The sequence below is a fragment of the Nitrospirota bacterium genome (assembly GCA_040757335.1).
Taxonomy (GTDB): Bacteria; Nitrospirota; Nitrospiria; order 2-01-FULL-66-17; family 2-01-FULL-66-17; genus JBFLXB01.
Window position 1 is genome coordinate 226,857 of record JBFLXB010000001.1, and the last position, 16,690, is coordinate 243,546.

Sequence of the window (16,690 nt, forward strand, 5' to 3'; positions counted from 1 at the left end):
CCAGCCATGAAGAATATTCTCGTCACCGGCGCCACGGGACAAATCGGTTCCGAACTCACGCCCGCCTTGCGGCGACGGTACGGAGGCGAATGCGTGCTGGCCGGTGTGCACACGCGCCGGCCGGATCCCGAGTTGGCCGAGTCGGGTCCGTGGTGCTCGTTGGACGTGCGGGACCGCACCGCGCTCCACGCCGCCATCGTCGAGCACCGCATCGACACGATCGTGCACCTCGCCTCGCTGCTCTCCGCCACCGCGGAAGAACAGCCGCAACTCGCGTGGGACGTCAATGTGAACGGCTTGATCAACGTGCTGGAGGCCGGCCGCGAGTATGGCTGTGCGGTATTCTTCCCGAGCTCCATCGCCGCGTTCGGACCGTCGACGCCGGCCGAGCACACGCCGCAGGACACCATCCAACGTCCGAACACGATGTATGGGATCACGAAGGTCACCGGGGAGTTGTGGTGCGACTACTATCACCGGCGGTACGGCGTGGACACCCGTGGCCTCAGGTATCCGGGTCTGGTTTCTTCCAAGACCTTGCCCGGCGGCGGCACCACGGATTACGCGGTGCATATCTTCTACGCGGCGTTGAAGGACCGGCGGTACGAATGTTTTCTCAAACCCGACACGCGCCTCGACCTGATGTACATGCCAGATGCCGTTCGCGCCGCGATGCAACTCATGGAGGTGGACGGCACACGCTTGCGGCACCGCAACGCGTACAACGTCACGGCCATGAGCGCGGCGCCGCAGGACCTGGCTGCGGCCATTCGGCGACACATCCCCGATTTTTCGATCAGCTACAGGATTGACCCGGTGCGCCAGGCCATCGCGGACTCGTGGCCCCGGCACATGGATGATCGCGCGGCGCGCGAGGAGTGGGGTTGGCGACCGACGTTCGATCTGCATGCCATGGCCAAGGACATGCTGGACAGGCTCTCGCGACACCCTAGGCCCGCGTGAGGGAGACGCGATGCCGCAAGGCAAAATCGAGCCGCTACTGGCCCGCGCCCTCGAGGACCTGGAGGCCGCGGGCAGGCTCAAGGGGCGCGAGCACATCATCATCGGCGTGAAGCCGGGGCGGGGCGAGGGTGGTCCGCGCTATTTCCTGGATGGATGCGGGGACCGGGCGTTCCTGCGCATGAACTCGAACTCGTATTTGGGCCTGGCGCTCCACGCGCGGGTCATCCACGCCGACGCCCGCGCCACCGAGGCGTTCGGCGCGGGCCCGGGCGCGGTGCGGTTCATCAGCGGGACGTATCGACCCCACGTCGAGTTGGAGCACCGGCTGGCCGCGTTCCACGGCCGCGACGCGGCCATGGTCATGAGCGCGGCGTATGCGACCGTGGTCGGCGTGCTCCCCCAACTCATCGGCGACAACACGCTCGTCGTCAGCGACGCGCTCAATCACAACTGCATCATCACCGCCATCCGCCTGGCCCGCCCGGCGCACAAGGCCGTGTACCCGCATCTGGACCTTGCGGAGTTGGAGCGGGCCCTGCAGACGCACCAGGGACGGGCAACGCGCGCCGTGGTAGTAACCGACGGAGTGTTCAGCATGCGCGGGGATCACGCGCCGTTGGAACGGATCGCCGCGATGTGCGAGCGCTACGATGCGGGCTACCCGGAAGGCGTGCTCACCGTGGTGGACGATTCGCACGGCGTGGGCACGTTCGGCCGTACTGGGCGCGGCACCGAGGAGTTCACGGGCGGCCGCGCGGATATCCTGATCGGCACCTTGGGCAAGGCCTTCGGCGTCAATGGGGGATACGCGGTCTCCAGCGTGCGCGTGATCACCTACCTGAGAGAAACCGCGCCGTCCTACATTTACTCCAACCCGATTACCCCGGGAGAAGCCGCCGCGGCACTCGCATCCCTTGAGATCCTGGACAGCCCCGAGGGGGCGGCGCGCTTGAAGCACCTCCGTGGCTTGGCCGCCCGGATGAGAGCAGGGCTCGTGGGCTTGGGCTTGGAAACGATCCCGGGCGAACACCCGATCGTCCCCATCCTGATCCGGGACCCGGCCAAGACCGCGGCATTGGTGCGTCATTGCTTCAACCACGACATTCTCGTCACCGGGCTCGCGTACCCGGTGGTGCCGAGAGGCGAAGACGAGATTCGGCTGCAGGTCACCGCTGACCAAACCGACCACGATATCGACCACGTGCTGGCGGTCCTGAAGACGTTTCAGGGCTGATCAGCGGTTGGAAGTCCGCCGTGCCTTGCTCGACGTGCTCAACGCGATACCCAAGCGCATCGACCCGTCCTTCAACGTGACCATCCAACTGGCGGCGTGGGGTGTGGGGCAACAGATCTTGACCTCGGAACGCGTACCGGGCTATTCTTGAGTTCTACCCTTCGGATAGAGCCTCACGCTCTCAGCCAGGGAGCGTTCCTTGCGAGCCCAGCGTTCGTGATGATGAGGTGATTTTATGCGATCCGTGAAGACTCTCCCGCTGTCCCTCGGCGCCGTCGCGATCCTGGGCGTGGGGTATCTCCTGTCCGCCGTCGCGTCTAAGGTCCAGCCGACCGAAGCCGAGATCGAGAGCCAGCCCGTGCCCGAGCGACCGGTCGGCGTGGTCCGGATGACCGGGTTGAGCTACACGGCGCAGGACTGAGCGCGGCAGCCCGCCTCTCGGAAGCCCGAAGGCGGAGTTACGACTGTGCAGTCAGCCTGTTACGGCGTACCAACCTGAGGATCGTATCCCCGAATTGAAGCTGCTTGGATCGAGGTGCGCCTCGGAGCCATTGAAAGTCTTCGGTGGGGAGCGACGCCTTGAAGAACCGATCGGCCTTCATCACGTGGGGGTACATGGTTGCGAACCACCATAGAAAGGCCTGTGCTTCGGGGCTGGTCTTGGCTTCGAGGCATTCGAGGTACAAACAGGAAATGGCGATTTCGAAATCGTTGCGCTCATCCGTGCACGCCTGCAGCATTGCGCCGGGGTCCTCAGCGTGCTCGGAGAGAGCCACCGCGTCATTGAGCGCGCGGTAAAATATTTCTTCTCCCCCTGGGATCAGGAACAGTTTGATCACGCTGTCCCGGGCTTCCGTGCGACTGGTTTGAGCGAGATCGTGCAGAACGCGGAAGGCGGAGGCCGCCACCAGATGCACAGGCAGAGGATCTTCACCGCTGAAGAGCATCCGAATAGCCGCATCGACGTTCCGTCGTGCCGTTTCGAGTGTGGCGCTGCGTGCTGACGATTCAGGCATGGTACATCCGAACCGACTCCGGTGGCGGCTAGGTGCGCGTATTCTACGACGGCCGGGGGTTGATTTCAGCGACCAGCAGGAACAGCCGTTGGAGGTGGCGCTCCTTGGGCTCGATGCTCCGGCCTGGACGCGGTGGACCCGTGGCGTTCAACCCGGATTCCTGACCGGTTCGGAGGGGGCAGATCGAACCGTCTGACTACGCGGTCCTTGCGGACGTCACGCTGGCGGTCCATGCCGCGTTCGTCGCTTTCGTGATCGGCGGGCAAGCGGCGGTCCTCATCGGCTGGCTGGAGGGGTGGCGATGGACGCGCGGGCTTGCTTTCCGGATCGCGCACCTGGCCGCGATCGGTTTCGTGGTCGTGGAGTCCTGGATCGACATTCCGTGTTCGCTGACCGTCCTGGAGAACGCCCTTCGTGTGCGTGCGGGGGCCGTGGCCTACGAACACGGCTTCATTCGTGATTGGCTGACCCGTCTGCTGTTCTACTCCGCGCCGTGGTGGGTCTTCACTCTGGTCTACACGCTGTTCGGCGGGTTGGTGCTCACCACCTTTGTCGTCTATCCTCCGCGGCGACGCGGATGAGCTGTCTCCGTCCCGCTTCACATCGTCGCCACGCGCGGGCGGATCGTTGCCCGGACCACGATGTTGTTCGGGTGCGAACCATTCACAAGGCGGGATCCTTTACGTAAGGTAGGGCCCATGCGTCCGTCGTTTCATCCCCGGTTGATCAACGACCCGTTTGGCGACCCCGGCGTGTACGTGGAGTTCATGTTCGAGCGGCGGGCGATACTTTTTGATCTGGGTGATCTCCACGCGCTTTGGCCCCGTAAGATTCTCAAGGTCACGCATGCCTTTGTGTCACACACCCACATGGACCATTTCGTAGGATTCGACCAGGTGGTACGGGTCTGCCTGGGCCGGAACAAGCGCATCCGGCTATTCGGCCCGCCGGGATTGATCGAGCAAGTCGCGCACCGGCTGGCGGCCTATACCTGGAATCTGGTCCGCGATTACCCCGAGGACTTCAGCATTTCCGTAACTGAGGTTCACCCCGGGAAACGCGGCGTGCGCGCGGAGTTCGCCTGCCGCACCGCGTTTCAGCGCCAAGAGGCGGGGACCGCGGCGTTCGCGGATGGGGTCCTGGTGGACGACGACACCGTCCGCGTGCGTGCAGTGATGCTCGATCATAAAGTTCCGTGTTTGGCGTTCAGCCTCGAGGAAAAGGCGCATGTGAACGTGTGGAAAACGAAGTTGGAGGAGCTGGGGCTCCCGATTGGCCCGTGGCTTAAGGGCATGAAGGACGCGGTACTCCGTGGTGATCCGGACGAGTCGCCCTGTCGCGTGTGGTGGCGGGACGGAGCGGAGGAGCGGCAGCGCACGGTGCCGTTGGGATGGCTCAAAGAGCGGGTCTTGCGGATCGTACCGGGTCAGAAAATCGTGTATGTGGTCGATGCAGTCTACCACGCAGAGAACGCGCGCGCGATCGTGGAACTGGCCCGACACGCTGACGTGCTCTTCATCGAAGCTGCGTTCCTGCATCAGGATGCGGAGCGGGCGGCCGAGCGCGCGCACCTGACGGCGCACCAAGCCGGTTTGCTCGCGCGGGAGGCGGGGGCGAAGGCCATGGTGCCGATGCATTTTTCGCCCAGGTACGCCGGTCAGGGCGATCGGCTGCGCGAAGAGGCTGAACGGGCGTTTGCGTCCCGGCCCACGTCAGTCCGAGACGGGACGTGACGGGCACCGGGGGGGCGGATACTTAGAGCGACAGCTTGCCTTCGTGCGAGGCGATGATGTTGGAGACGCCCAGGCGCCTGCGAATGTCATCCATGGCGGAGTCGAAGTCGGTGTGCACCGCCTTGTTGATCCACACGTCTGCCGGGTGTTTGGGGTCGGGGTTGGGGTCCGCGACGATGTAGCCGCCGTCGACCTTCTCCAACAGCACTCTGAGGTCTTTGTTCGACATACCAGCACGATCTTATAAGCGATCGGGCGGAGCTGTCAATCGCGCGCCGGCGGCTCACCCTTCGTGATTGGCCCTCACTCGGCCCCGAGCCGCCTTTTTCAAGCTTTGCTGCCGTTTGTCCTCGAGCATCTTGGCTTTCGCGCGTTTCGAGCGCTTGCGTTTCTGACGCCGGATCTTCTCGATGCGCTGTTGTTCGGCGCTGGCTTCGCCGAGTTGTTGGCGCTCGATCTTCTCGACGAGAATGCGTCGGGCGTAAAAGCGATTGAGACCCTGCGATCGCGACGCCTGGCACCGCACGCTGATCCCACTGGGGCGATGAACCAGGACCACGCAGGTGGCGGTCTTGTTCACGTGTTGACCGCCGGGTCCGGAGCCGCGAATGAAGGTTTCTTCCAGATCCTGCTCACGCACCCCGAGTCGGGCCATCCGCGCGAGCAAGTCCTGCTCTTTCTGGGGGGACACGGGCAAGGCCACGTCAGGACGCCTCCATCCGCCGCATGACCTTCACGAGGCACATGGCGACGTACCCGAAGCTCCCTGGTCGGTATGCCCGGTCCGGGCGCACGTCGGCCGCGTGCGGCGTTACTCCGCCGCGCCCTCGACAAAATCTTCGAGCGCGAGCAGCCCCAGGCGCAGGCGCTCTTTCATCTCCGGGTCGACGTCCGAATGGGCGAGCAGCACGTGCAGGGCTTCGCGGATCCCGTTCTTCGAATACGGAAGGAGCGAGACGTCGTAGGTCCGCCGAAACAACGAAACCGGATCCGGACTGTTCATCACGTCGCGCTGGTAGGCCTCGGGGCTTTCCCATCGCGGCGGCGAGAGGGCGGCCAGCGATTCAAGCGTTTCGCCGTAGGCATTGACAATGATGACGGCTTCTTCGGGGGTCAGGTTCGACATGACGGGTGGCCGCTCGCGCTGAACGCCCGGTTCTCGGGATGCGCGAACGTGGTTCGCCCACTCGTGAATCGCCCGACGGTACCACGATCTCGCCGATGCCCGCAACCGAGGGCGCCGACAGGCCGTCTGTCCTTGTCAAGGGGCCGGGTGCCTCCTATAATCACGCGCATGGGACCTCGCGTCGGCGTGGGGGTGGCGGCATCGCTGATCAGCCTGACGACGGCGGTCGCGGCTCTCCCCGCCGTGCCTACTCTTGGTGCGGACCACGTGCCATTCGGCCAGGGCGAACGTCTGGTCTACTCGATCGGCTGGTACAACATCGTCGGGGGCACCGCGGAGCTCACCGTGGACGAGCGCGATTACCAGGGCAAGCCCGTGTATCGGATCGTCTCGCTCGCCAGATCGAACGCGTTCGTATCGATGTTTTTCCCGGTGGAGGATCGTATCGAGAGCCTGATCCACCGGGAGACGCTGGCGTCGCTGCGGCTCGACGTGAAGCAGCACGAGGGCAAACGTCGCCGCGCCCGCCAGACGGAGTTCGATCAGGTGAATCACACCGCGACCGTCTCCAAGAACGGCGAACGCAAGGTGTACGAGATCCCTCCGGACGTGCAGGATTCACTGTCCGTTCTGTACTATTTCCGCAGTTTGCCCAATCTCAAAGTGGGGGAGACCGCGACCATCGACGTGCACGAGAGCAACAAGAACTGGCGGCTGGCGATCATCGCGCTGAACCGCGAGCGGGTGGAGACCGCGGCCGGAGAGTTCGACACCATCCGCACCAGAGCCACGGTCGAGTTCGAAGGCGTGTTTCTGGACCGGGGCGACGTGTACGTGTGGTTTACGGACGACGAACGCCGGCTGCCGGTGCGGATGGACAGTAAGATCAAGATCGGAAGAATCTCCGCCAAGCTGATCGAGTATCGCCCGGCGACCCATCCCGCGGAGGCGCGCCTGCCGTGAAGGAACCTCCGCGCTGTCCGATTTGCCGGCTTCAGCCTGCGGATGCTGCGTACGCCCCGTTCTGCAGCGCCCGCTGTCGCGACGTGGACATGGGGCGGTGGTTGTCCGGAACGTATCGCGTCCCCACCGACGAGTCGGCCGCCGAGTCACCGACCCCTGAGTCCGGCAACGGTCACGAGCCGGAGTGAATGGCCGCTCGCGCTTGTGTTTCGTGTGCGCGTCCGTTAGAGTAATCGCGCGCGACGCGCGGGCCGTAGGAGCCCGTGAGGACGCACCGCATGGATGGCCGTGTCGGAACCCATCACGTATCGCGAAGGCGGCCCGCTGGACCTGGGAGAACTGCAGCGCCTCTTGGATCAGACGCCCTGGGCGCGCGGGCGCTCGAAGGACGGACTCTCGCGCATGCTCGCCCACACCTCGTTCGTCTTCACGGCGTGGGACGGACCCCGCTTGGTCGGCTTTGCGCGCGTGTTGACCGATCAGGTGTATCGGGCCACTTTGTGGGACGTGGTGGTGGACGCGCACTACCAGGGTCGCGGCGTGGGCGAAGGACTGGTGGCGTCCGTGCTGGAGCATCCCGTCTTGTCTCGCGTCGAGAAGTTCTGGCTCAACACCCGCGACAAACACAAGTTCTACGAGCGGTTCGGGTTCGTCTCCAGCACCCAGGGCATGGTTCGGGAGCGCCCGAGGTCCAACGGTTCCGGTATATGACAGGGAGGACGACCCGTGCCCGCGGCTGATGCGCTAAACCACGCCCGGTTGATCGACTACTTCACGGAACTCGTCCGGATCGACAGCCTTTCGCGGCGTGAAGGTGAGCTGGCTCGGCGGCTGAAGTCCGACCTGGAAGCCTTGGGCGCCAAGGTCCGGATCGATGAGGCGGGGGAACGAGTGGGCGGCGACACCGGGAACGTGATCGCCACGATCCCCGGCACGACCCCCGGACCCTGGCTGCTGCTGTCGGCTCACATGGACACTGTGGTCCCCGGTGAAGGCGTGACGCCGGTTCGCGGGCGCGACCGAATCACCAGCGACGGCCGCACGATCCTGGGAGGGGACGACAAATCGGGCGTGGCCATCATCATGGAGGTGCTCCGTACGCTGGCGGAGCGGCCGACCCCTCACGGCGGGATCGAGGTCGCGTTCACGATCTGCGAAGAGGCCGGCTTGTTGGGGGCCAAACATCTCGCGGCCGATGCGCTCAAAGCTCGCGACGGTTTGGTACTCGACAGCGAACACGCAAACTTTCTGTTCACCAAAGGGCCGGCCGCGGACAAGATCGAGTTCACGGTGGTGGGGCTCGAGGCGCACTCGGGCATCTGCCCCGAGCGGGGCATCTCGGCGATCAAGGTCATGAGCGAGGCGATCGCGGCGATGCGGCTGGGACGGATCGACGAGGAGACCACTGCGAACCTCGGCGTGCTGCGGGGGGGCGCGGCGACCAACATCGTGCCCAAAGAAGCGGCGGTGTCCGGCGAGGCGCGGAGTCTGAACGAAGCCAAGCTCGACGCCCAAACCGCGCATATGCGGCGTTGTTTCGCGGACGCGGCGGAGCGCCATTGCGTGACGGTGGACGGGGTCACCCACCGCGCGCGCGTGGTCGAACGTATCGAACGGGACTTCCCCCGCCTCGACGTGCCCGATGAGGCGCCGATCGTCCGCGCGGTCCTGGAGGCGGCGCAGCGGGTCGGCTGGTCGGTCGCCACGCGGTCCACCGGCGGCGGGTGCGACGCCAACGTGTTCAACCAGAAGGGACTGCGCGTGGCGAACCTCGGCACCGGCATGAGGGCCATTCACACGGTGAAAGAGTATCTTCTGCTCGACGAGTTTGTCCGCGCCGGGGAGGTGGTGATGGAGACGGTTCGGCTCCACGCGGAGCCGCGGTGACATTGGATGTGTGAGGGATGTGTGAGCGGGATGTGTGAACGCGCGGCGCGTCGGATTCCCGGCAGCGTGTTGCGGGGAGCTTCAACCAAGGAGGGGCGGCGATTCTGCTCAAAGACAAGATCGCATTGGTAACGGGCGGGGGACGGGGCATCGGACGGCAGATTGCGCTGGCCTTTGCGGCGGAAGGCGCGCACGTGGTGGTCGCGGCGCGGACGGAGCGGGAGCTCAAACCCGTGGCCGACCGGGTGACGGCGTTGGGGCGAAAGGCGTTGGCCGTGCCGACCAACGTGGCCGACGACGTACAGGTGGCGGCGTGCGTGGCCGCTGCGGAACGCGAGTTCGGTCGGATCGATATCCTGGTCAACAGCGCGGCCGTGGTGTTCATCGAGCCGCTGGTCAAGACCACGGTCGAGCAGTGGAATCAAACCCTGGCGGTGAACGTGACCGCGGCGTTCTTGACCACGCGGGCGGTCATCCCAGGAATGGTGCAACGCAACGAAGGGCGCGTCATCAACGTCTCATCCACGGCCGGGGTCGAGGGCTTCGCGAACTTCTCGGCCTTCTGCGCGTCCAAGTTTGCGCTGATCGGCTTGACCCGGTCCTTGGCCAAAGAACTTGAGGGCACCGCGGTGACCGCGAACGCCCTGTGTCCGGCGCTGGTGGGCACCAAGCGCGCGAAACCGCCCGCCTCCAAGGGGCGGGCGCAGTCGGGTGAGCCCCGGTCCGAGATCGCGGATGTGGCGGTGTTTCTGGCCAGCGAAGGGGCGCGGGCGGTCAGTGGCGCGGCCATCGAAATCTCATGGCGCACGTAGAGCCTGTCCAGGAGCGGCCATCTGCGGCGTTGCCGACTTTCTCATGGTGCCACGGCCGCCTCACCGTCTCGGCGGCGCTCGTAGCGTGGCGCCACTTCCTCGTGGCGCCACTCGCCTCACGTACGACCCAGTACGCTGCGGTGCGGGCGCTCGCGGCGCCTTGCATCTGGCGCGCTCCTGAACAGGCTCCGCTTTCGCGGACGTCAATAAGGTAGAGGCCGGGCCAAGACCATTGTCAAAACCCTTTCCGGTTGACCTTCTCCTGTTCGATCTCGACGGCACGTTGGCGGATACCAAGGCGGATTTGGCCACGGCCGTCAATCTGACGTTGCGCGATTTCGGGTTGCCGCAGCATCCGCCGGAGCGCATTTATACGTTCGTGGGCGACGGGGTCAGGGTGCTGTTGGCCCGGGCGTTCGAGAGCCGGGGCGCCAAGGCGCTCGAAGAAGCGCTCGCGGTGTTTCGCGGACATTACCTCGACCATTTGCTCGACGAGACCCGCCTGTACCCAGGGGTCGAGAAGGTGCTGGAACATTTTGCCGGCAAAAAAAAAGGCGTGGTCACCAATAAGCCCATCGAATACACTTTGAAGCTGATGGATGGCTTGGGCGCGCGCGATCGGTTCGACGTGATCTTAGGGAGCGACGGTACGGCAAAGCTGAAGCCGCATCCCGAGATGATCGACCGGGCGCTTGGGACCGTGTCGGTGAAAGCGGAGCGCGCCGTGATGATCGGGGACAACGTCAACGACATCCAAGCCGCTCGGGCCTCCGGGGTTCGGTCAATCGCCGTGGGATACGGGTTGGGCGATCCCGCGGCCTTGCGGGCGGCTGAGCCCGACTTTTTCTGTGAGCGGATCGAGGATGTGATGGACATTCTTTCGTGAGTGGGCGCATTCGGTCTCGATTCGGGACGATCATCCCGGTCGTCTTGCTCGCCTGCGTTGGCTGCGCTACCACGCGACAGTCCGCCGCGGAGTTGAACGCCGGGCTTGCGTGGGTGGTCCCTGCCGAACGGTCCCAGGGATGGCCCTTGGCGACCGAAGACGCGGTCCGGTTGGAGCGGGTGCCGGCCGTGGTGATCGCGTGGGTGCCCTCTCCGGCGGGCCAGGGGGAGACGCCGTACCGGGCGACCCGAGCCGCTCGGGAAAGCTGGATCGCCGCGATCGAAGACAAACTCGACCGCAGCGGGTTGGTCACGCGCGCGGAGGGGAGTCCACCCGACACGTTCGACGACGGGGTGACGGTGACCGGTCTGCAAACGCTCGGGACGAACCAGCAAGCGGACGTGATCGTGTTGTTCGGCCTTGACGCGGCCGAGCGACGATATCACGTGTCGTGGCCGACCAGACCCGTATACGTGGTGGACGTGATCGAGGTGCAGACCACTGCGCGGGCGGTTGGCGTGACTCCGACGGGGCGTCCGGTGTTCACCGAAACCCAGACCGGTTTTGACGAGGGGCCGACTCGATTTGAGGACGAAGTGGAGCAGGCTTCGGGCCGGGCGGCTCTCAACGCCTTAGGTGACGCCATCGTGCGCCGTCTCAGCCAGATCTCGCCGGGAAGGGGTTCGCGATGAGGCGGGTAACGCGGAACGGACTGGTCTTGGCTGTGCTCCTATGTTGCGCGGCGCCGCGCGTCGGCGACGCGGCGTCGCTGCTGGAGGGGCGGGTCGTGGACCGGACGCTGGACAACGGGATGCGGGTGCTGATCGTGAAACGGCCGGCGGTCCCGACCGTGTCGTACAACCTCACGGTGCGGGCGGGATCGGTGGATGAACCGGGCGGACAGAGCGGATTGGCGCACTTGTTCGAGCACATGGCGTTCAAGGGGACCGAAAGGATCGGCACGCGCGACTTCTCGGCCGAGCGACCACTGCTGGAAGAACTCGATCGGCTCGAAGTCGACCTCCAACGCGAACTGGCACTTCCCCGCAACCCCGACACCAAGCGTCTCGCGGAGCTCCGTCGGCGCTTCGCCGAGGTGCAGGACCGGGCGCGCGCCCTGGTCGAGCCGAATGAGTACGGCGCGATCTACGACCGGCAGGGCGCGGTGGGCCTAAACGCGAGCACGGGCGCGGATCTGACGCGGTACGTCGTCAGCCTGCCCGCGAATCGCCTCCCGCTCTGGATCGCCTTGGAGGCCGATCGCTTCAGCCGCCCGGTGTTCCGAGAATTCTACACGGAGCGCGACGTGGTGCTGGAAGAACGGCGGTTGCGCGTGGACAACAACCCGGGCGGGAAGCTCTACGAGGCGTTCTTGACCACCGCCTTTGCCGCGCACCCCTACCGCGTCCCGACCATCGGATGGAGTTCGGAGGTGGACCGGCTGACCGCGCCCCAGGCTCGCGCGTTTTTCGAGGAACAGTATGCGCCCGCCAACGCCGTGTTGGCCATCGTGGGCGACGTGGACGTTGACGCGACGCTTCGCCAGGTGGCGGCCTCCTTCGGCGCGATTCCGGCGCGGCCCGCTCCGGCCGGCGGGGTCGCCCAAGAGCCTCGACAGGACGGCCAGCGTCGGGTCGAGGTCGAATACGACGCCCAACCGGAGCTGTTGGTGGGCTATCACCGTCCGGGAATCGATCATCCCGACGACCCGGTGTTCGATGTCATCGAGTCGCTCTTGTCGTCGGGGCGCCGCTCGCGCCTGTACGCCGAACTGGTCACGACACGCCAAGTGGCCGTGGCCGCCTCGGCATCCGCCGGTGAGCCGGGCTCCAGGTACCCGAATCTCTTCGTCCTCCGCGCGGTTCCCCGAGCGCCCCACACCCTGGACGAGGTCGAAGCCGCGCTGCTGAACGAAGTGGAACGGCTTCAGCGCGAGGAAGTGCCGGCTCGGGAGCTCGAACGGGTGATCAACCGCCTTGATGCCGGTTTGATCCGGTCGCTGCAGTCCAACGCCGGACTGGCCTCGCAGCTGGCCTACTTCGAGGCGGTGGCGGGCGACTGGCGGTACATCCTGGGCATCAGGGACCGCACCGCGGCCGTGACGGCCAAAGACGTCCAACGCGTGGCCTCCACCTGGTTGGTCAAGCGAAACCGCACCGTGGCTCGCCTGGTGCCGGCCTCCCCATCGGCGCCGTGATGCGGTTCTTGATCGCCACGGTGCTCGCGATGCTGACCGCCTCGACCCTGTGGGCGGGCTCCGAACCGCCCCCTGTGCGCCCGCAGGACCCACGGACCATGACGTTCCCCAGCGAGCCGTTTACGCCGCCCAGAGCCGAGCGGGTGACACTCCCCAACGGGATGATCCTCTACCTGCTGGAGGATCACGAGCTTCCGATCGTCAACCTGACGGCCATGATCCGCACGGGGAGCGTGTATGATCCGCCGGCCAAGATCGGGCTGGCGGAGTTGACCGGCACGGTCATCCGCACCGGCGGCACGGCGTCACGATCCGGGGACGAGGTGGACGACGAGCTGGAGTTCGTGGGCGCGGAGCTCTCGTCGTCGATCGGACAAGATGCGGGGTGGGCGTCACTCAACGTGTTGACCAAAGATTTGGACCGCGGCGTGACCTTGTTCGCGGACATGTTGATGCGGCCGGCATTCGCGCCCGAGAAAGTCGATTTGGCCAAGAAGCAAGCCATCGAAGGGATCCGGCGACGGAACGACCATCCCGGCTCGATCGTGTCGCGGGAGTTCAACAAGCTGCTGTACGGTCCCGAACACCCGTTCGCGCGGGAGAGCACCGAGGCGACGATCAACACGGTCACCCGCGACGACCTGATCGCGTTTCACCGGCGGTACTACCACCCCAATACGCTGATGGTGGCGGCCACGGGCGACTTTCAGCGGGATGACTTGATCGCTCTGCTTCGCCGGTCATTCGACGGATGGGCCTCGGAACGCGTCACGTGGCCCGCGGTGCCTCGCGTCGCCGAGCAGCCCAACGCTCGTGTGAACTTCATTGCGCGCGATGGGACGCAGACCCAGGTTCGGATGGGATGGTTGGGCATCAAGCAGTCGGACCCGGATTTTTTTGCGTTGTCCCTGCTCGACGACATCCTGGGCGGACAGGCGTTTACGAGCCGGCTGTTTCAGGAGGTGCGCACCAAGGCAGGCCTCGCCTATTCGGTGGGGAGCGCCGTCGTGCCCGGACGATTCGACCGCGGGACGATATTTCTCTACGCGCAGACCAAAACCGAGTCCACGACGCAGGCCATCGCCTCCATGCGCGAGCAGGTCGAACGGCTCCTGACCTCGCCGGTGTCTGAGCGGGAGTTGACCGACGCCAAACAGGCGTTTCTCAACTCGTTCGTGTTTTCGTTTTCCAACCCCGCGCAGATCACCAACCGTCAGATGTCGCTCGAATACTACGGCCTGCCGGCCGACTTTCTCGAGCGATTTCGATCCAACGTCGAACGGGTCACGGCGCGCGATTTGCTCCGTGTGGCCAGGCGACACCTGGTGCTCGACCGGCTCGTGATCCTCGCGGTGGGCGACGATCGGTTGTTTGAGCCGCCGCTGTCCACATTCGGCGCGGTTCGCGTGATCGACCTGGAACGCGCTTCCGCGAACGGCGAGCCCCGGGCCAAACCTTCCCTCCGCGCGCCGGTTGCTTCGCCACCTGGAATGTCCCATCGGGCCGATTAACATTCGCGCCTGGGCGCGTCAAGGCTCAGTGACGTTTTTGCAGCAGCAGCGCCGCGCCAATCGCTAGGAACAGCAAGTTGGCAGCCCAGGCAGCCACGTGAGGAGGGAGCAGGCCGCCTCGGCCCAGGGAAATGGAGAGAGAGAAAACCATCCAGTAGGACAGACCCAACAACAAACTGATCCCCACGGCCAGGCCCCACCCTCCGCGCCGCGTCTCGACCAGACCAAAGGGAACTCCGAGAAGCGCCATCACCACGGTGAGAAACGGAACCGACATTCTGGAGGCGACGTCCACCGCGTACCGTCCCGGATTGATACCGGACCGTTCGAGGTCGGCGACGTAGGACCGCAGCTTCGGATAGTTCAGGTGTTCCTCTTTGATTTCGAGCCGACTAAAATCCCCCGGCAAGGTCGATAGGTCGAGGCGCCGCTCGGCGAATCGTTCGACCCGCACCGCGCCGTCGGCATCGAACACCCGTTCGACCCCGTCGAACGCGATCCAAGCGCCCCGCTCAAAGTTCACCCGCGGCGCTTCGACCTCCCGTTCGAGGTTGAACCCGTCTCCCACTTCATAGAGTCGGACTCCCAAGAGCGCCCGGTTGGTCGGGTCCGCCATCCGAACGTTGAGGAACGTGCGGCGCTCCAACCGCACCCAGAGACGGTCGCGCTGGACCATCGAAGGGTGGGGGCGACCCTCGATCCGAACGTCCTTGACGAGTTGGGCGTGAGCGGTGGCCGTGGGGATCAGCGACCAGTTGGCGGCGAACGCGGCGGCCCCGAGGAGCAAGGCGGTCGCCACGATCGGCGCAACGACGCGCCAGAGCCCCACCCCGCAGGCTCGCAGCGCGGTGACCTCGTGCTGGCGCGACAACACGGTCATCGCCAGCACACTGGCCGTCAACGCCGCCAGGGGCAACACTTCGTACGCAGCCCGGGGCAGCCTGAGCGCGAAATACGCGATCATCGCGGCGGCCGCGGGTTGATGTTCGCTGAACTTCCCGAACTTGCTGAAGACGTCGCTGACCAGGTAGATCAGCACGAGCCCGCCCAAGGTCAGACCGACGAGCCGAAGATAGTGCCGAGCGAGATATCTGAAGAGAATGGGCATCGCTGATCCCGTGCGCCGCTACCCGCGGCGCGGTGCTCCGCGATCCATGCGCCACACGAGCAGCATCGTGGCCGCGGCGAGGACGGCGTTGGGTACCCAGGCGGCGGCCGGAGCCGGCAGCCAGGCGCGGGCGGCGATGGTGTCGGCTCCGATCAACAAGAGGTAGTACGCGCCCACCACCAACACCCCGAACCCGAATCCGCTCATCCGGCCGGTGTGGGCGGTCGACAGGCCGAGCGGCACTCCGAGCAGGCCGAGCCAGAACGTCGCGAGTGGGAACGCCAGGTCCTTATACGCGGTGAAGATCGCTCGCTCGGTCTCGGCGGACACGCCCCCGCTTTGCCGACGTTCCTCGTCCGCCCGGGCGCGCAACGCGGAGATCGAGCGCGGCGGGCCTCCCGGCTCCCCGGCGGAACCGAGCCGCGACGAGTCGAGTCGCAACTCGTAGCTTTCGAACCGCGCGATCTGATACCGATCGTCCGCTTCATCGCGCTGCGTGCGGTGAATACTGCCGCGGTGCAACCGCAGGCTGGCGCCCGGCTCACCGCCGCCGTTGAGGAACGTGCCGCGCCAGGCCAAGATCAGCCATTCCGATCCGTCGGCGCGCTCGTCCACGATCAACACGCCTTCGATCTGATTGGGGCTGGGGACGCGCTCGACGTACAGGGTCATGCCGTCGAGGGCTTCGCTGAATGTTCCCTCCACCACGGCGAGCGTGGCGTGCTGTTTCAGCAGATCCGAGGTCAGGCGGCGGAAGGACGCGCCGCTCCAGGGCTGCCCATAGAGCGACAGCGCGTAAGCCGCCGCGCACAGGCACGCGGCGAACACGCCGACCGGCCACAGCAGGCGGCGCGTGGGAGACCCGGCCGCCCGCAACGCCAGGATCTCACGGTCGGCGGACAGACGGTTGAACGCCCCGATCGTGGCCATCAACGCCGCCACCGGCAGCGTGATGACGAAGAAGGCCGGAAGCAGGGTGGCGAAGATCCGGGCCAACACGCCGATCTCCACCCCTTGGTTGACCAGGAGGTCGATCAGCCTCAGCGCCTGCTGGGTGACGAGCAAAAACGCGAGGACCGCCACGCTGAGCGTAAAGGGAACCACCAATTCCTTGAGAAGATAGCGCGTGATGATCGTCAACTGAGCCCCCGGGACACGGCGCGGTCACTATAACGGAAGCCCAACCGCGGTGCAACGCGCGCCGAAAAGGGCGAAATTCTTGACACTCCGATGCCCTATGTTACAGTGTGGGTC

Annotated in this window: 21 protein-coding genes; 15 read left to right on the plus strand and 6 right to left on the minus strand. The window is 65.6% G+C overall.

All coding sequences use genetic code 11. The features are described from left to right. Positions 1–6 precede the first annotated feature (6 nt). From AB1451_01055 to AB1451_01070, 4 genes are all read left to right on the plus strand, one after another. A complete protein-coding gene (locus tag AB1451_01055; GenBank protein MEW6681502.1) occupies positions 7–963 on the plus strand; it encodes an NAD-dependent epimerase/dehydratase family protein in 957 nt (318 codons plus the stop codon). Between the two features lie 10 nt (positions 964–973). After that, positions 974–2,197 carry an aminotransferase class I/II-fold pyridoxal phosphate-dependent enzyme gene (locus AB1451_01060; GenBank protein MEW6681503.1) on the plus strand — a complete coding sequence of 408 codons (1,224 nt, stop codon included), beginning with the start codon at positions 974–976 and terminating at the stop codon, positions 2,195–2,197. A gap of 7 nt (positions 2,198–2,204) precedes the next feature. Further along, the gene (locus AB1451_01065) at positions 2,205–2,348 is read left to right on the plus strand and encodes a hypothetical protein (GenBank protein MEW6681504.1); all 144 of its coding nucleotides are present in this window, start codon (positions 2,205–2,207) and stop codon (positions 2,346–2,348) included. Between the two features lie 84 nt (positions 2,349–2,432). Further along, positions 2,433–2,618, plus strand: a complete 186-nt coding sequence (locus tag AB1451_01070; protein ID MEW6681505.1) for a hypothetical protein — start codon at positions 2,433–2,435, stop codon at positions 2,616–2,618. A 37-nt stretch (positions 2,619–2,655) separates the two neighbouring features. Here the strand turns inward: AB1451_01070 and AB1451_01075 are convergent, their stop codons facing one another. After that, positions 2,656–3,213, minus strand: a complete 558-nt coding sequence (locus AB1451_01075; protein ID MEW6681506.1) for a hypothetical protein — start codon at positions 3,211–3,213, stop codon at positions 2,656–2,658. A gap of 182 nt (positions 3,214–3,395) precedes the next feature. Between AB1451_01075 and AB1451_01080 the strand changes: the two genes are divergently transcribed. Both AB1451_01080 and AB1451_01085 read left to right on the plus strand, forming a co-directional pair. Further along, positions 3,396–3,794: a DUF2784 domain-containing protein gene (locus tag AB1451_01080; protein MEW6681507.1), complete on the plus strand. Its 399-nt coding sequence runs from the start codon at positions 3,396–3,398 to the stop codon at positions 3,792–3,794. Positions 3,795–3,911: 117 nt separating this feature from the next. Continuing rightward, entirely contained in the window at positions 3,912–4,946 is a 1,035-nt protein-coding gene (locus AB1451_01085) for an MBL fold metallo-hydrolase (protein ID MEW6681508.1), read from the plus strand. A gap of 22 nt (positions 4,947–4,968) precedes the next feature. On the opposite strand, the gene AB1451_01090 is transcribed toward AB1451_01085, so the two are convergent. The 3 genes from AB1451_01090 to AB1451_01100 all read right to left on the minus strand — a co-directional run bounded on the left by AB1451_01090 (position 4,969) and on the right by AB1451_01100 (position 6,072). Next, positions 4,969–5,175 carry a hypothetical protein gene (locus AB1451_01090; protein MEW6681509.1) on the minus strand — a complete coding sequence of 69 codons (207 nt, stop codon included), beginning with the start codon at positions 5,173–5,175 and terminating at the stop codon, positions 4,969–4,971. A 54-nt stretch (positions 5,176–5,229) separates the two neighbouring features. Then, complete coding sequence (locus tag AB1451_01095) at positions 5,230–5,601, minus strand: peptide chain release factor-like protein (protein ID MEW6681510.1); 372 nt, start codon at positions 5,599–5,601, stop codon at positions 5,230–5,232. 156 nt (positions 5,602–5,757) lie between these two features. Beyond that, positions 5,758–6,072: a hypothetical protein gene (locus tag AB1451_01100; GenBank protein MEW6681511.1), complete on the minus strand. Its 315-nt coding sequence runs from the start codon at positions 6,070–6,072 to the stop codon at positions 5,758–5,760. Positions 6,073–6,240: 168 nt separating this feature from the next. On the opposite strand from AB1451_01100, the gene AB1451_01105 reads away from it, so the two are divergent. From AB1451_01105 to AB1451_01145, 9 genes are all read left to right on the plus strand, one after another. Further along, positions 6,241–7,035 carry a DUF3108 domain-containing protein gene (locus tag AB1451_01105; protein ID MEW6681512.1) on the plus strand — a complete coding sequence of 265 codons (795 nt, stop codon included), beginning with the start codon at positions 6,241–6,243 and terminating at the stop codon, positions 7,033–7,035. Continuing rightward, a complete protein-coding gene (gene yacG, locus AB1451_01110) occupies positions 7,032–7,223 on the plus strand; it encodes a DNA gyrase inhibitor YacG (GenBank protein MEW6681513.1) in 192 nt (63 codons plus the stop codon). Before AB1451_01105 ends, yacG begins: the two co-directional genes overlap by 4 nt. Positions 7,224–7,317: 94 nt before the next feature. Beyond that, positions 7,318–7,746, plus strand: coding sequence for a GNAT family N-acetyltransferase (locus tag AB1451_01115; GenBank protein MEW6681514.1), 429 nt, complete (start codon positions 7,318–7,320; stop codon positions 7,744–7,746). A gap of 15 nt (positions 7,747–7,761) precedes the next feature. Further along, a complete protein-coding gene (locus tag AB1451_01120) occupies positions 7,762–8,922 on the plus strand; it encodes a M20/M25/M40 family metallo-hydrolase (protein MEW6681515.1) in 1,161 nt (386 codons plus the stop codon). A 125-nt stretch (positions 8,923–9,047) separates the two neighbouring features. Beyond that, a complete protein-coding gene (locus tag AB1451_01125) occupies positions 9,048–9,734 on the plus strand; it encodes an SDR family oxidoreductase (protein ID MEW6681516.1) in 687 nt (228 codons plus the stop codon). A 232-nt stretch (positions 9,735–9,966) separates the two neighbouring features. Continuing rightward, the gene (locus AB1451_01130; GenBank protein ID MEW6681517.1) at positions 9,967–10,620 is read left to right on the plus strand and encodes an HAD-IA family hydrolase; all 654 of its coding nucleotides are present in this window, start codon (positions 9,967–9,969) and stop codon (positions 10,618–10,620) included. Continuing rightward, the gene (locus AB1451_01135; protein ID MEW6681518.1) at positions 10,617–11,312 is read left to right on the plus strand and encodes a hypothetical protein; all 696 of its coding nucleotides are present in this window, start codon (positions 10,617–10,619) and stop codon (positions 11,310–11,312) included. The genes AB1451_01130 and AB1451_01135 overlap by 4 nt, the downstream gene beginning before the upstream one ends. After that, the gene (locus tag AB1451_01140; GenBank protein ID MEW6681519.1) at positions 11,309–12,817 is read left to right on the plus strand and encodes a pitrilysin family protein; all 1,509 of its coding nucleotides are present in this window, start codon (positions 11,309–11,311) and stop codon (positions 12,815–12,817) included. Before AB1451_01135 ends, AB1451_01140 begins: the two co-directional genes overlap by 4 nt. After that, a complete protein-coding gene (locus AB1451_01145; protein MEW6681520.1) occupies positions 12,817–14,328 on the plus strand; it encodes a pitrilysin family protein in 1,512 nt (503 codons plus the stop codon). The genes AB1451_01140 and AB1451_01145 overlap by 1 nt, the downstream gene beginning before the upstream one ends. Positions 14,329–14,353: 25 nt before the next feature. Here the strand turns inward: AB1451_01145 and lptG are convergent, their stop codons facing one another. Together lptG and AB1451_01155 are read right to left on the minus strand one after the other, a co-directional pair. Next, positions 14,354–15,436, minus strand: a complete 1,083-nt coding sequence (lptG, locus tag AB1451_01150) for an LPS export ABC transporter permease LptG (protein MEW6681521.1) — start codon at positions 15,434–15,436, stop codon at positions 14,354–14,356. A gap of 18 nt (positions 15,437–15,454) precedes the next feature. Then, complete coding sequence (locus tag AB1451_01155; protein MEW6681522.1) at positions 15,455–16,576, minus strand: LptF/LptG family permease; 1,122 nt, start codon at positions 16,574–16,576, stop codon at positions 15,455–15,457. Positions 16,577–16,690: the final 114 nt, after the last annotated feature.